Origin of the sequence: Streptomyces wuyuanensis (assembly GCF_900103455.1) — a bacterium.
Classification (GTDB): Bacteria; Actinomycetota; Actinomycetes; order Streptomycetales; family Streptomycetaceae; genus Streptomyces; species Streptomyces wuyuanensis.
The window spans coordinates 130,697-144,424 of the sequence record NZ_FNHI01000020.1 but is presented as its reverse complement, the minus strand read 5'-3'; the positions used below and the strand labels follow the sequence as shown (position 1 = coordinate 144,424).

The 13,728-nt window shown below is 71.9% G+C and carries 10 protein-coding genes and 1 pseudogene; 4 read left to right on the top strand and 7 right to left on the bottom strand.

Translation table 11 applies throughout. From position 1 onward, the window contains the following. The first annotated feature begins 131 nt into the window (after nucleotides 1-131). Complete coding sequence (locus tag BLT82_RS26490; protein ID WP_093659180.1) at nucleotides 132-827, top strand: TetR/AcrR family transcriptional regulator; 696 nt, start codon at nucleotides 132-134, stop codon at nucleotides 825-827. Nucleotides 828-854: 27 nt separating this feature from the next. Here the strand turns inward: BLT82_RS26490 and BLT82_RS26485 are convergent, their stop codons facing one another. After that, nucleotides 855-2,414: an amino acid permease gene (locus BLT82_RS26485; RefSeq protein WP_404205330.1), complete on the bottom strand. Its 1,560-nt coding sequence runs from the start codon at nucleotides 2,412-2,414 to the stop codon at nucleotides 855-857. A 492-nt stretch (nucleotides 2,415-2,906) separates the two neighbouring features. Here BLT82_RS26485 and BLT82_RS26480 point away from each other — a divergent pair, with 492 nt between their 5' ends. Together BLT82_RS26480 and BLT82_RS26470 are read left to right on the top strand one after the other, a co-directional pair. Then, a complete protein-coding gene (locus tag BLT82_RS26480) occupies nucleotides 2,907-4,331 on the top strand; it encodes a DEAD/DEAH box helicase (RefSeq protein ID WP_093659176.1) in 1,425 nt (474 codons plus the stop codon). Between the two features lie 530 nt (nucleotides 4,332-4,861). Next, the gene (locus tag BLT82_RS26470; RefSeq protein ID WP_167746090.1) at nucleotides 4,862-5,350 is read left to right on the top strand and encodes a GNAT family N-acetyltransferase; all 489 of its coding nucleotides are present in this window, start codon (nucleotides 4,862-4,864) and stop codon (nucleotides 5,348-5,350) included. Between the two features lie 327 nt (nucleotides 5,351-5,677). On the opposite strand, the gene exaC is transcribed toward BLT82_RS26470, so the two are convergent. The 3 genes from exaC to BLT82_RS26455 form a co-directional block, all read right to left on the bottom strand. Beyond that, nucleotides 5,678-7,201 (bottom strand): acetaldehyde dehydrogenase ExaC, encoded by a 1,524-nt coding sequence (gene exaC, locus BLT82_RS26465; protein ID WP_093659170.1) that lies wholly within the window; start codon nucleotides 7,199-7,201, stop codon nucleotides 5,678-5,680. 188 nt (nucleotides 7,202-7,389) lie between these two features. After that, complete coding sequence (locus tag BLT82_RS26460; protein WP_093659168.1) at nucleotides 7,390-9,174, bottom strand: VanW family protein; 1,785 nt, start codon at nucleotides 9,172-9,174, stop codon at nucleotides 7,390-7,392. A gap of 180 nt (nucleotides 9,175-9,354) precedes the next feature. Further along, entirely contained in the window at nucleotides 9,355-10,410 is a 1,056-nt protein-coding gene (locus tag BLT82_RS26455) for an aldo/keto reductase (RefSeq protein ID WP_093659166.1), read from the bottom strand. 92 nt (nucleotides 10,411-10,502) lie between these two features. On the opposite strand from BLT82_RS26455, the gene BLT82_RS26450 reads away from it, so the two are divergent. Next, the gene (locus BLT82_RS26450) at nucleotides 10,503-10,961 is read left to right on the top strand and encodes a TetR family transcriptional regulator C-terminal domain-containing protein (protein WP_093659164.1); all 459 of its coding nucleotides are present in this window, start codon (nucleotides 10,503-10,505) and stop codon (nucleotides 10,959-10,961) included. A gap of 85 nt (nucleotides 10,962-11,046) precedes the next feature. Here BLT82_RS26450 and BLT82_RS26445 read toward each other — a convergent pair whose 3' ends face one another. From BLT82_RS26445 to BLT82_RS26440, 3 genes and pseudogenes are all read right to left on the bottom strand, one after another. Then, on the bottom strand, nucleotides 11,047-12,330 hold the full coding sequence (locus BLT82_RS26445; RefSeq protein ID WP_167746094.1) for a GAF domain-containing protein: 1,284 nt from the start codon (nucleotides 12,328-12,330) through the stop codon (nucleotides 11,047-11,049). A gap of 207 nt (nucleotides 12,331-12,537) precedes the next feature. Further along, nucleotides 12,538-12,873: pseudogene (locus tag BLT82_RS37290) on the bottom strand (ROK family protein); the annotation flags it as partial. A gap of 183 nt (nucleotides 12,874-13,056) precedes the next feature. Then, nucleotides 13,057-13,605, bottom strand: a complete 549-nt coding sequence (locus BLT82_RS26440) for a DUF1062 domain-containing protein (protein ID WP_093659160.1) — start codon at nucleotides 13,603-13,605, stop codon at nucleotides 13,057-13,059. Between the last annotated feature and the right edge of the window lie 123 nt (nucleotides 13,606-13,728).

Genomic DNA, 13,728 nt, shown 5'->3' with positions numbered 1-13,728 from the left:
TTCTGTCGCTTGACAGAAATTAGGCAGCGGGAGCTTCGCAGTCATTGCCCTTGCGTTTCCGCTCGGTTACCTGGAACTCACCCCCACGGCTCGGCCCGGATGAGGCGCCGCCCGTGTGCGAGGATCGCGGGGTGAGCACGCCGAAGACGCCCGCCAGCAGGAGAGTCGGCCGCCCACGGGCCCAGGAGCGCCCGGCAGGCGGCTCGGAGCCGCGCGACGAAGTCCTCGCCGCGGCGGCCGAGTTGTTCACCACCCGCGGCTACACCGCGACCTCCACCCGGTCCATCGCCGAACGCGCGGGGCTGCGACAGGCGTCCCTGTACCACTACTTCGACGGCAAGGAGGCGATCCTCGCGGAGCTGCTGGAAGGGACCGTCCGCCCCTCCCTGGAGGTTGCGGCCGGGCTCGTGTCGCGCACGGAGGCGTCTCCGGAGGCACGCCTGTGGGCACTGTGCCAGTCCGACGCCACCCTGCTGTGCGAAGGGCCGCACAACCTCGGCGCCCTCTACCTGCTGCCCGAGGTCGGGACGGAGCGCTTCGCCGCCTTCCACCGGCTCCGGAGCGAACTCAAGTCCTGCTACACGGGGTTGCTCGCCACCGCCGCGCCCGGTACGGAACTCGCCCCCGAGGAGCTGGCGCTCCGTGCGGACCTCCTCTTCGGGCTCACCGAGAGCGTGATCCTCATCCGGCGCGCCGACCCCGACCGCGACCCCGGGGCCCTCGCCCGGGCGACGGCCGACGCCGCGCTGCGGGTCGCCGGCGTGGCGCCGCGCTCCCTGGCGCGGCTGCGCCGCGAGGGGCAGGGGCTCCTCGCGGCGCGGTCCTGATCCGCGGATGCCCCGTGCGGCCCGGTCTCAGCCGCGTACGGGCTCCGGCTCGGGCCGCGCGGTGGCTCCTTGCCCCGGGACGTCCCGACGCCGGCGGTACCCGCGGTACGCCGCCCCTGCCGTGAACGTGGCCGCGAGGACCAGGACGGTGAACCACCGGAAGTACCAGTGGCCGCCCTCGGGGTCGTACACCTCGGCGCGCGGCCAGGCGAGGTTGACCGTCATGAAGAGTCCGTAGGCGACCGCGAGCGCGTTGACGGGAAGTCCCCAGCGGCCGAGGGAGAACAGCGTGCGGCCGAGCTCGTCCCGCTCGTCGTCGGTCGGAGGCCGCCACTCGCCCCGCAGCCGCCGGACCAGCATCGGTCCGGTGACCATGGCGTACGCCAGGTACACCATCGCGATGCACGTCGTGCCGATGGCGAGGAACGCCTGCGGGGAGGCGAGGTTGAGCAGGAGCAGCAGTGCCGCGCCGACGCCGACCATCACGGCGGCCGTGCCGGGCATCCCGGTCCGTCGCGGAACCCGCGCCAGCGCCGCCGACCGGGGGAGGGCGCCGTCGCGGGCCATGGAGAAGAGCATGCGGGTCGCCGAGGTCTGGATGGCGAGGGTCGCCGCGCAGATGGCGACCGCCACGTTGGCGAGCAGGATCCTGCCGAGCCCGTCCCCGAGCGTGCTGGTGAGGACGTAACCGAGGCCCTCGGTCGCGAGCCGGCCGTCGGTGAGGCTGGGCGCGGCGAGCAGGCCGCCGAGGAGGAGCAGTCCGCCGCAGACGCCGGAGGTCGTGAGGGCGGTGAGGGTCGTTCGGGGCGCGGTGCGCCGGGGATTGACGGTCTCCTCGCTCATCTCGCTCGCGCTCTCGAAACCGATCAGCACGTATGCGGCGGTGAACGATCCCACCAGAAGCGCCGTGATCAGACCGCCCTGCCCGCCGGTGTGCAGGGTGATGCCGGGATCCCGCTCCGCGTGCGTGGCCAGCAGAGTGACGATCAGCACGACGCCGCCGATCTCGGCGGTGACCCCGATGGTGTTGACGGCCGACAGCGCGCGGTTGTCCAGGACGTTGAGCAGGGTGGTGAGCGCCAGCAGGACGAGGCCGAGGAGGGCGGCGTTGGCGGCGCCGCTGGTCGTCGTGGGCGACGGGTCGCCGCCGACGACCTGGAAGCCGGGCCAGACGGCGGGCAGCACGACCTGGAGGGCGAGTGCGGCGGCCGCGACCACCACGATCCGTCCGGTCACCATGATCCAGCCCGCGTACCAGCCGAAGGCGGGGGAGCCGAGTCGGCTCGCCCACTGGTAGATCGCCCCGGCGATGGGCATGCGGGCGGCGAGTTCGGCGAAGCAGGCGGCGACGAGGAGCTGCCCGACGAGGACGGCGGGCCAGGTCCAGAAGAAGAGCGGCCCGCCGAAGGAGTATCCGAGGGCGAAGAACTGGAAGACCGTGGTCAGCACGGAGATGAAGGAGAACCCGGCGGCGAAGGAGGCGTACCGCCCCATCCGCCGCCGCAGTTCCTGGGGATAGCCGAACGAGGCGAGCGCGCCGGCGCCCCCGGGCGGGGGAGATGCCGGTGGTGTGGGATCGGTGGTCATGGTCATGGCGGGCCCCTGTCGCGGAGGTGAGGGTCGTCCCTGCGAATTCCTGTCGGTTGACAGAAATTAGGGGCGACCCGTTTCCGCCGCGTGTCGCGGCCGTGTCCCGCCCGTAAGTGACTGCTCTCCTGTCGGTCCGCCGGGAGTCCGGTCATGCCACACCGGCCCTCCGGGCCACACCTGTCACCCGAACCTGCATCAGACCCCTGGATACGGGCGAGCAATTTCCAGACAGGCGGACAGACTTGGCGTGCTGGGAGAACCCCAGCGCTTTCGGGGGTGTTCTGGGATCACCACCTGGCTCCGCACAGGCAGGTCCGGCTGTCGTCCCTCGGCTGAGCGGTGCGGCGCGGGAGGCCCCGGAGGGTGTGCCCCGTGCTAACGTTGCGCTTTTGCTGTGTCGCTGCTCGGTGCTCCGTTGGGTATCTCTGATCGGCGGCCGCTTCCCTGCCGCGCCTTCCTCGGTACGGTCCCTTCGGAGGAAGGCTTTCTGTGAGCGAATCAGCACGTGCCGGTGCTTGGCAGCAGGACTGTGTGTCCGAGGCGTCGGGCGCAACTTCGGCGATGCCCGCCGTGGCCTCCTTCGCACCGCTGGGACTGCCGACCGAGGTTCTGCAGGTGCTCGACGAGCACGGTGTCACTGTGCCCTTCCCCGTCCAGGCGGCGGCGCTGCCGAATGCGCTCGCGGGACGGGACGTCCTGGGCCGGGGCCGCACGGGATCCGGCAAGACGCTCGCCTTCGGCCTGGGGATGCTCGCCCGGACGGCCGGGCGGCGCGCGCAGCCCAAGGAGCCGCTGGCGCTCGTTCTGGTGCCCACCAGGGAGCTGGCGCAGCAGGTGGGTGAGGCGCTCACCCCGTACGCCGAGGCACTGCGGCTGCGGCTTGCGACCGTGGTGGGCGGCGTGTCCATCGGACGGCAGGCCGCCGTGCTGAGGGATGGCGCCGAGATCGTCGTCGCCACGCCCGGTCGGCTGCACGACCTCATCGAGCGCAAGGGCTGCCGGCTGGGACGGGTGCGCATCACGGTCCTGGACGAGGCCGACCAGATGTGTGACATGGGGTTCCTGCCGCAGGTCACAGAGATCCTGGACCAGGTGCGTCCCGACGGGCAGCGCATGCTGTTCTCCGCCACCCTCGACCGCGACGTCGACCAGCTGGTGCAGTGCTACCTGCGCGAGCCCGCCGTCCACTCCGTCGACCCCTCGTCCAGCGCGGTCTCCTCGATCGAGCACCACGTCTTCGTCGTGCACGGCCCGGACCGGTACGCCCTGACCACGGAGATCGCCGCCCGGGACGGCCGCGTCCTGCTGTTCCTGGACACCAAGCACGGTGTCGACCAGCTCACCCGGCATCTGCGGGCCAGCGGCGTGGCCGCCGCCGCCCTGCACAGCGGGAAGTCCCAGCCGCAGCGCACCCGGACCCTGGCCCAGTTCAAGAACGGGCAGATCACCGCGCTGGTAGCGACGAACGTCGCCGCACGCGGCCTGCACGTCGACGACCTCGACCTCGTGGTCAACGTCGACCCGGCCACCGACCCGAAGGACTATCTGCACCGCGCGGGCCGCACGGCCCGGGCCGGCCGCTCCGGCACCGTCGTGACACTCGTCGTCTCGGGACAGCGTCGCGAGACGAGCCAGGTCGTGGCGGACGCCGGCGTCGCCCCCAAGGTCACCAAAGTGCGGTCCGGCGAGGCGGAGCTGAGTCGGATCACCGGCGCCAAGGCCCCCTCCGGAAAGCCTCTCGACGGCGGGTCGGCCGTACCGCGCCCCAAGAACCACAACGTGCCGTTCGGCGGCCTGGGCAGTACCAAGGACGCGAAGAGCGGTTCCGGTGGCAGGTCGTCGTCCCGCAAGAGCAGCGAGGCCCGCAAGCTCGCGGAGGCCCGCAAAGCGGCCCGGGTGCGGCGCGGCGGCTGAGACCGGCTTCCCGGGACTGCCTGGCGGTGTCTTCGTCTACGTTTCTGGACGGATACGCGAGACCGGAGATCGGCCGGGGTGCACCGGACGGCGTCACGTACGGGTGACCGCGCGCAGGGGGAGGCGTGCAGGGGGAGACGTGCAGCGATGGAGAACGGCGCGGACCTGCCACGGGGGATCGCTGTCTACACCGATGTTCCGGGCCCCGGGGACGGCGAGGGCGTGGCTCAAGCCGCCGGGGCCGGCGAACAGGTCGAGGATGATCCGCCTCATGAGGCTGGCTCGAAACTTTCCTGTGCCGGCTCGGCTTCGCCACGGCAGGCCCGGGGAGAACAGCCCTCGACCGTACCGTTCTCCAGCTCCTCCGCGCCGATTCGTGCGTCCAGCGGCTGCTTGGGGGCGGCCGATCCGGCGGCAGTGACGTGGCCGATCGGGCCCGGGCAAGCCGTTACCGGGAGCGGTGCAGGAACGCCTGCCCGAGCAGTCGACCCGCCGCACGAAGACACTCCCCGGTGCGAAATACTCTCCCGATGAGTTCACGCACATCCCCGATCAGCCAGCCGATCACGATACGGAGGGCCGTCGCGCGGGATGCCAAACGGCTCACGCGGCTTGTGCGCGGCTCAGGCGCCTACGAGGGCAAGTACGCAGCCGCAGTGGCGGGCTACCGGGTCGGTCCTGATTACATCGAGGCCCACCGCACCTTTGTGGCCGTCGCGGCCGACGAGCATGGAGGCCGGGTCCTCGGGTTCTACTCGCTCGTCCTCGCTCCACCGGAGCTCGACCTGCTTTTCGTCGCCGACGAAGCGCAAGGACGGGGTATTGGACGGCTGCTCGTGGCGCACATGCAGTCCGAGGCCCGTGCCGCCGGGCTCGACCGTCTCAAGGTCGTGTCGCATCTTCCCGCCGAGGACTTCTACCACCGTGTTGGTGCGGTGCGGACCGGGACCGCGTTCGCGAACCCACCCGCCGTGCCGTGGGACCGTCCCGAATTCGAGTTTCGCATTCCTTCGGAATGACGCGGTGTGCCGGTCCGCAGGGCACCGGCTTCGCCTGCATGGTGACCGCATGCAGGAGCCGCTGGACGCCGCGCGCTTTGTGTGTGTCGTCGCCTCTGCCCCGCATCCGATCTGATGCGGTGCCAGGAGGCGTTCTCATGGACTCGCGGCACTCATGAGCGACTCGTGGGGTGATGTCGTTCGGCGCCGTTTGGTCCACGACTGGTCCGGGAGGGACTCCCTTGGGTGTCAGACAGTAGCGCGAAGGCTCCAGCCAATCACGGATTGTAGTCGTTATTTCGGGTTGCCTGGAGCGCAACGATGCCTCCAGGCAACCGACTCCAGGCTCTAGAAGAAGCCCAGCCTCTTCGGCGAGTACGACACCAGAAGATTCTTCGTCTGCTGGTAGTGGTCCAGCATCATCTTGTGCGTCTCCCGGCCGATACCGGACTGCTTGTAGCCGCCGAAGGCCGCGTGCGCGGGATAGGCGTGGTAGCAGTTCGTCCAGACCCGGCCCGCCTGGATCGCGCGGCCGGCGCGGTAGGCCTGGTTGACGTCGCGTGTCCAGACACCGGCACCGAGGCCGTAGAGGGTGTCGTTCGCAATCTTGATGGCGTCGTCGAAGTCGTCGAACGAGGTCACCGCGAGGACCGGTCCGAAGATCTCCTCCTGGAAGACCCGCATCCGGTTGTCACCCTCGAAGATCGTCGGTTGTACGTAGTAGCCGCCCGCCAACTCGCCTTCGTACTCGATGCGCTGACCGCCCGTCAGGATCTTGGCTCCTTCCTGCTGACCGATGTCCAGATACGAAAGGATCTTCTGGAGCTGGTCGTTGGAGGCCTGCGCCCCGATCATCGTGTCCGTGTCGAGGGGGTGACCGGGGACGATCGCCTCGGTACGGGCGATCCCGGCGTCCAGGAACTCGCCGTAGTGGCCGCGCTGGATCAGCGCCCGCGACGGACACGTGCACACCTCGCCCTGGTTGAGGGCGAACATGGTGAAGCCCTCCAGGGCCTTGTCCCGCAGTTCGTCGTCGGCCGACCAGATGTCGTCGAAGAAGATGTTCGGCGACTTGCCGCCCAGCTCCAGGGTGACGGGCTTGATGTTCTCCGCGGCGTACTGCATGATCAGCCGCCCCGTCGTGGTCTCGCCCGTGAACGCGACCTTCGCCACCCGGGGGCTCGACGCGAGGGGCTTGCCCGCCTCCACGCCGAAGCCGTTGACGATGTTCACCACTCCCGGCGGCAGCAGATCGGCGACGAGGCTCATCCAGTAGTGGATGGACGCGGGTGTCTGCTCGGCGGGCTTGAGTACCACCGCGTTGCCGGCGGCCAGGGCCGGCGCCAGCTTCCAGACGGCCATCAGGATGGGGAAGTTCCACGGGATGATCTGCGCGACGACCCCGAGGGGCTCGTGGAAGTGGTAGGCGACGGTGTTGTCGTCGAGCTCGCTGAGCGAACCTTCCTGGGCGCGCAGCACCCCGGCGAAATAGCGGAAGTGGTCGATGGCCAGCGGGATGTCGGCCGCCAGCGTCTCCCGGACCGGCTTGCCGTTCTCCCACGTCTCCGCGACCGCGAGCTCCTCCAGATGGGCTTCCATCCGGTCGGCGATCCTCAGCAGGACGTTGGCCCGGGCGTCCGGCGCGGTACGCCCCCAGCCGGGTGCCGCCGCGTGTGCCGCGTCCAGGGCGCGCTCGACGTCCTCGGCGGTGCCGCGGGCGATCTCGGTGAACGCCTTCCCGTTGACGGGGCTCGGGTTCTCGAAGTACTGGCCACGGGCGGGAGGTACGGACTCGCCGCCGATCCAGTGGTCGTAGCGGGACGCGTACGTGACGATCGCACCCTCGGTGCCGGGTGCGGCGTAACGGGTCATCTCGGAGGCCTCCCGGGTTCGCCGCCGTCCGCCGTTGGACGGCGTTTCGACGCCGAACCTAGAGCGGCGGACGTTGCAACCCCGTTGCGACCGGCCGGACGGCACGGGCGCGGGCTCCTGGCTGACGGACGCGGGTTCCGGGGGCAGCGGGAGACCGGCCGGGCCCCCGGCCGGTCATCGGCTCGGCGTCACTGGGCCTCGGTGGCGCCGACAGCCTCGGCGGCGGGCTCGGCGTCCTGGGGGGCCGTACCCGGGGCCGACTCCTGCGGAGCGCAGACGACCTCGTCCCGCGGTGTGTAGTGGGTCTTGAAGTTCTCGCGGCCGACCTCGCGGCCGTCCTTGACGAAGTGGCGGCCGACGGCGACGTCGAAGCCCTCGAGCGGCGTCTGGACCTCGCACTCCGGGCCGCTGCCCTTGCGGGTTCCCGGCTCCTTGACGTTGGTGCGCGGCCCCTTGGTCGCGCGCACCTCGTCGTACTTCTTCGTGCCGAGGAACGAGATGGTGACCGATGTGTCCGTGGACTCGGCCTTCACGTAGAGGGCGTTGCCGGAGTCGTTGAGCCAGCGCATGTCGAGCGTGCCCCACGCCACCGTGGCCTCGCGGCCCTCCGGATAGCGTTCGATGTAGAACGAGTGGGCGCCGTACTCCACCGGCTTGACGCCCGCGAAGAACACGGCGTTGAACATCGTCGTCGCGACGGCGGAGACGCCCCCGCCGGGGGACTTCACGTACTGGCCGTCGTTGATCATGATGCCGTCGACGAAGCCGTTCTCCTTGGTGCGTTCGCCGACCGTGCGGTTGAAGCTCCACTCCTTGCCCGGCAGGACGAGCGAGCCGTCGATGCGTTCCACGGCGCGGGCGATGTTGGTGACCCGGTACGGCGCGGTGGGGAAGTTGACGGTGAACGAGGAGACCTTCTCCTTGATGCCGAGGCGCCGGGCCGACTCGCCGGTGAACTCCGGCTGGACCGCCTTCGCCGGGATCTCGGCGGTGCGGGCCGCACCCTCGCGGGTCAGCAGCGGGAGGACGGCCTGGCCGAGCGCCTGCTCCTCCACCTGGTGGCCGGCACGGGCTTCCCGGGTCACGACCACCCGCTCGCCGTCGAGTCCGAGGACCGCGTTCCGCGGCCCCTGCGCGGCCCGGCGCACCTGGGAGGAGACCTCGGGGTCGTCGAGCAGCCCTTTGGAGTCGAGGGCAGGGGTGAGCCGGTCGCCTGCGCCGGGCTTCATGGTCAGATGCCGGCCGAGGGTCGACGGAGCGATGGTCACGGCCTCGCCGTCGAGGGTGAGCGTGACGGGGCCGGACATCGCCGGCTGGGCGAAGCTGTTCATGGCCCGGTCGATCTCGGCGCGGCCTATGCGCGGCGGGGTCTGCTTCACCGGCATCACCACGGGCGAGCGGTTCGTGCGGAGGTAGCCGTCCCGGAGGGCGTCCAGTGCGCGGTCCTGCACCAGCGACGTGCCGGTGACCGGTGCGACGGCCGCTGCCTGGCCGTCCTCGAACGATATGGCGCCGTCGCGCACCTTCCGCTCGGCGGCCGCACCCATGCGCGCCATCGCAGCCCGGGTCTTCTGCTCGTCGACGCCTATGACGGGCTCGATGTCGCGGTTCTCCGCGCTGAAGAGCCTCCCGATGACGCTGACGGGGTCGAGGGAGTCGTTGACGGCGCTGCCGGCGGTCGCCGCCGTGTCGACGGACAGGCCGAGCGCTGCGGGCTCGGCCTTCTCCGTCCGGTCCCCGATCCTGAGCGTCAGCGGCGCTCCGAAGGTGGCCGCGAGCTCCCGGTCCAGCGTCCGCTGGGCCTCCGACCGGCTCATCCCGCCGATGTCGACGCCTCGCACCCGGGTGCCGTCGGGGACGTCCCCGGCCGCCAGGCCCGCCGCGTACAGGCCACCCGCGGCGAGGACGACCGCCCCCGCCGCCACGGGCAGGGCGAACCGCCGGTTGCCCGCTGAGCGGATTGCGCGTGCCATGTGACTCCCTCGGCGTCGGCCGGCCGCGGCGACGCCCGGCGGGCCGCCGGTACAGCCCGGTGAACGTTTTCGGACTTACCACCATCCACTAAAACGGGCTAAAAGTGATCCATATGTGACTGTTTTCACGAACCGCCCGCAGGCGGCTCCGGCCCTGGAGCGAGGGCCGGAAACCGCAGGTCAGGCCACGGGTGTGACTGGCCCCGTGACGAGCGAGGCGTCGCCGCCCTGGACGGTGTCCAGGACCCCGGCACTCGCCTCGTGCGGCACGCCGAGCGGAACGGCGCTCACCTCGGTGAGGCGGTCGTGCTGGTCCTCTGTGAGGTCCACCTCCAGGGCGCCGAGGTAGTCCTCCAGCTGCGCCGCGTTCCGGGGGCCGATGATCGGGACGTACGAGGTCGTCGCGCGGGCGGCCCGTTCCCTGAGCCAGGCCACCGAGACCTGCGCGGGGGAGGCGCCCGTCTCCTCCGCGACCGCCAGGACGGTGTCGACGACGGCCGTCTTCCGGTCGCTGGACTCGGTGTGGACGAGCGTCTTCAGATCGCTGAGACGGCCTTCGGAGCCGCGCCGGTACTTCCCGGTGAGCAGTCCTCCTCCCAGAGGTGACCACAGGGCCGCGCCCAGGCCCAGCGCCTCGGCCATCGGCAGCAGCTCGCGGTCGGCGGTGCGCTCGACCAGGCTGTACTCGACCTGGATGCCGGCGACCGGTGCCCAGTTCTTCAGATCCGCGAGTGTCGCGGCGCGGGACACGCGCCAGGCGGGAAAGTTCGACAGGGCCGCGTGCAGGATCTTGCCCTGGCCGACCAGGTCGTCGATGCCGCGCAGGATCTCCTCCATCGGCGTCAGCCCGTCGGGGAAGTGGACCCACAGCAGGTCGATGTGGTCCGTGCCGAGCCGCTTCAGGCTCGCCTCCACCGAGAACCGCATGTTCTTGCGGCTGTTGCCGCTCCTGGAGAGGTCGGGCCGCGGTGTGGCCCCGTTGGTGAACTTCGTCGCCAGGACGAAGTGGTCCCGGTCGGCGGCCAGGAACCGTCCCAGGAGCTTCTCGGACTCGCCGAACTGGTAGTTGTCGGCGGTGTCGAGGAAGTTCCCGCCGGCCTCGGCGAACCGGTCGAACATCTTGCGCGCCTCGTCGGGCTCGGCGCCGGCGCCCCAGCCGGTGCCGAAGTTGCCGGTGCCGAGGGCGTACTGGGAGACGCGCAGCCCTGTGCGGCGTCCGAATGTCGTGTATCGCATGGAGAGCTCCCATTGCTCTGGGCCGGGTGGAACCCGGTGCAAGCCGGCCGGAACTGGGGTGCGGGGGAGGGGCGGCGTGCCCGGTCGGGGCGGTGGTGCTTCCGCCGCCGGGGCGTGCGGACGGGCTGCTGCCGTCCCTGGAGGACAGCAGGGACCCGCGGGAGCAGTTGCTCGCCGTGTTCGACCGGAAGCCGCGGGACACCGACGGGCCCATCAGGGGCTGCCCCTTCCTCAACGCCGCCGTCGAGGTCCCCGACCCCGAGCACCCCGTCCACCGGCCGGCGGCCGCCTACAAGAAGGAATTCTCCCGGCGGCTCGCGGAGATCGCCCGCCGGGCGGGAGCCCGCGACCCCGAGCACCTGGGCGAGCAGCTGGCCCTCCTCTACGACGGCACCGTCGCCCGTGCCACGGCGCTCAACAGCGACGGCACCGGAGCCTCGGCGCGCGAGATCGCGGCTCTGCTCGTCGACGCGGCCCTCGCCGACCCGGCGGGACAGGGGCAGCGGCGGCCCGGCCGGGACCCGGACCCGTCCGGGGCGGCGCGCCGCTGATCGCCGTCGCCGGCGGAAGGGGACCGTCGTACCGGCCGCACCCGGTCAAGGCGCCGTCGCCCCGGCACGTCGGACCCCGGCGCCGTCACCACGGGTCCCCGAAGGCCGTCCGCGCCCCGTCTCCGTGCTCCAGGTCCAGCGCGCGGGCCCGTGCCCGGGCCGCGGGGCGCCGGTCCTCGGGGAGGGCGGCGGCCAGGGCACGCCAGACGGCGAGGTCGTCCTCGCCCCACGGGCTGTACGCCCAGTCCGCGAGCAGACCCGGGTCGCCACGGGCGATCAGGGAGGCACGCAGCTGGTCGCGCAGCAGCTCGCGCAGGCGTGCCACCCCGGGCGCCCGGGAGGCCGGCAGCAGCGGCCCGGTGTACGCGCCGAGCGCCGCCGCGACCGCACCGGCTGCCAGCCGGCGCCCCACCGTGTCGAAGTCGGCGTCCACCGCGACGGCCAGCCGGTACGGACGGGACCTGAGCAGCCGCGGCCCCAGCAGCGCGCGCAACCGGGACAGTTCGGCCCGCAGCGTGACCGGGGTGATGTGCTCGTCCTCGTACAGCTCCAGCAGCAGCTCGTCGCCGCTCAGCCCCTCCGGGCGGTGCGCGAGCACCACGACGATCTCGCTGTGCCGCCGGCTCAGCCGTACCTTGCGCCCGTCCACGACCAGCAGCGCCTCGTCCCGGCCCAGCGCGGTCAGCTGCGCCGCGTCGCCACGGGGCCGCGGCGACAGGAGCGCCAGCTGCGACTCGGCCGCCCGCGCCACCGCCCCGACGAACGCCAGACTGTGGGGATGCGCCAGCCGGTTCCCGCCGGTGATGTCCACCGCGCCCAGCAGCCGGCCGCTGTGCGGGTCGTGGACCGGTGCCGCGGCGCACGTCCAGTCCTGCACCGGACGCTGGAAGTGCTCCGCCGCGAACACCTGCACCGGGCGGTCGACCGTGAGCGCCGTGCCCGGTGCGTTCGTCCCCGCCACCGCCTCGGCCCAGCGCGCGCCTTCCACGAAGTTCATCCGCCCCGCCCGCTCCCGAGCCCCGCGATGGCCCTCGACCCACAGCAGCCGCGCCTGGGCGTCGCACACCGCGACCAGGTGCTCGCCGTCGACGGCGTAGGCACCCATGAGCTCCCGGATCACCGGCATCACGCGCGACAGCGGATGCCCGTCCCGGTACACCGCCAGTTCGTCGTCGCCGAGTTCCACGCTCGCCCGGCCCTCCGGGGCGACCTTCGCCCGCGCGGACCGCCGCCACGACTCGGCCACCACGGGCCGCACGCCCGCCTCCACCCGGCCCGCCGTCGTGAACTGCTCGTACGCCCGGCGCAGCACACCGACACGCCGCCCGGCGTCGCCCCCGGGCTCCAGCGCCACCCATGGGTCCGTCAACTCGGCCTCCCGGTCCCCGGTCCGCGTCCGTGCCCATCGTCGTGCGGCCCGACGCCCCCGACAAGGGCCAGGCACCGACGACGCTCCGTCACACATCCCCGGCAGCCCCCGTGTACGAGGCCGATCGTCGAGCACCGCGCGGATCACCGAATGCGCGGCCCCGAGCAGCGGCCCGCCCGAGCCCAGCCCCGACACCGTCACCGTCGGCCGGGCGGCCTCAGCCGTACGGCGCGACAACTCCTGCTCCAGAGGCGGCAGGAGCCACGGCGCCGGCCGCGACAGCGCGCCGCCGAGCACGACCGCACGCGGTTCGGGCGGATTCACCGCACCGGCCAGCGCGATCCCCGGAGCCGCACCCGCGCCGCGCAGCGCCCGCAGCACGTCCGGATCCCCTGCGGCGGCCCGGTCCGCCAGCAACCGGACCGGCCGGCCCGTGGTGGTGAGTCCCACCGCCCTGAGCACGGCCTCCTCTCCGGCGTACTGCTCCAGACAGCCGCGCCCTCCGCAGGCGCACCGGGGGGCCCTCGGGGCGCACCGGCACATGGCCGAATAGGTGCCGACGGTGACGTTTCGCCGCCCGGACGGGGGCGTTGGCGTGTGGCGCAGCTGTGGCGGGTGTCGGGGTGACTCCGCCGCGGACCTGCGCGGACCCGACCTCGCAAGTGCCGTGCGCCTGGGGCCTGTCCGGCGGACCCTGCCGGACAGGCCCAGGCTACCGGGGCGAATTCAGCGCTTGAGCGTGAAGCCGAAGTCGCCGGTGAGCCTGCCGCTCAGCCGGACCGCGGAGACGAGGTTCCCCTCCGCGATCAGTCTTTCGACCTCGGCGCGCGAAAGGCCGAAGCCTTCGGCGATCAGCCGCACCGGCCGGATGGGGATCCGCGCCGCGAAGCGGACCGAGACGTCGATCACCTCGCGGTCCAGGTGAGTCGATCCGCCGGTGTCGAGGCGCCAGGCGCCGTCCCAGTCGAGGGCGATGCGATTGCGGCGCCGCACGACCGGATCCCGGAGCAACTCGGCTGCCAGGCCGAGGTCGTTGTCATGCAGCCGGTCGAGCAGTTCCGGTCGTACGGAGCGCACGTTCCTCCGCTCCAGGACCGTGAGCTTCGTGGTCTCCCCGCAGGCGGTGCAGAGCGCGAGGAGCCAGGCGTCGATCAGCTTGTGGTTGGCGTTGACGCGGAATTTGCCGTTCGCCCGGAAACGCCCGGACGGGCACGCGCGGCAGCGGCGGAGGACGATCGGCAGGCAGGTGGGCACGACCACCCAGGTGTTGAGCACAGAAGTACACCGGTTTCAGTGAGAAGTCCGCAGCAAAGAGCAGCGCGGCGCACAGGTGCGACGCGCGACGAATCAGCGCTCGGGAGGTCTCACAGGGTGTACAACGGCACGTCCTTGTCCAGA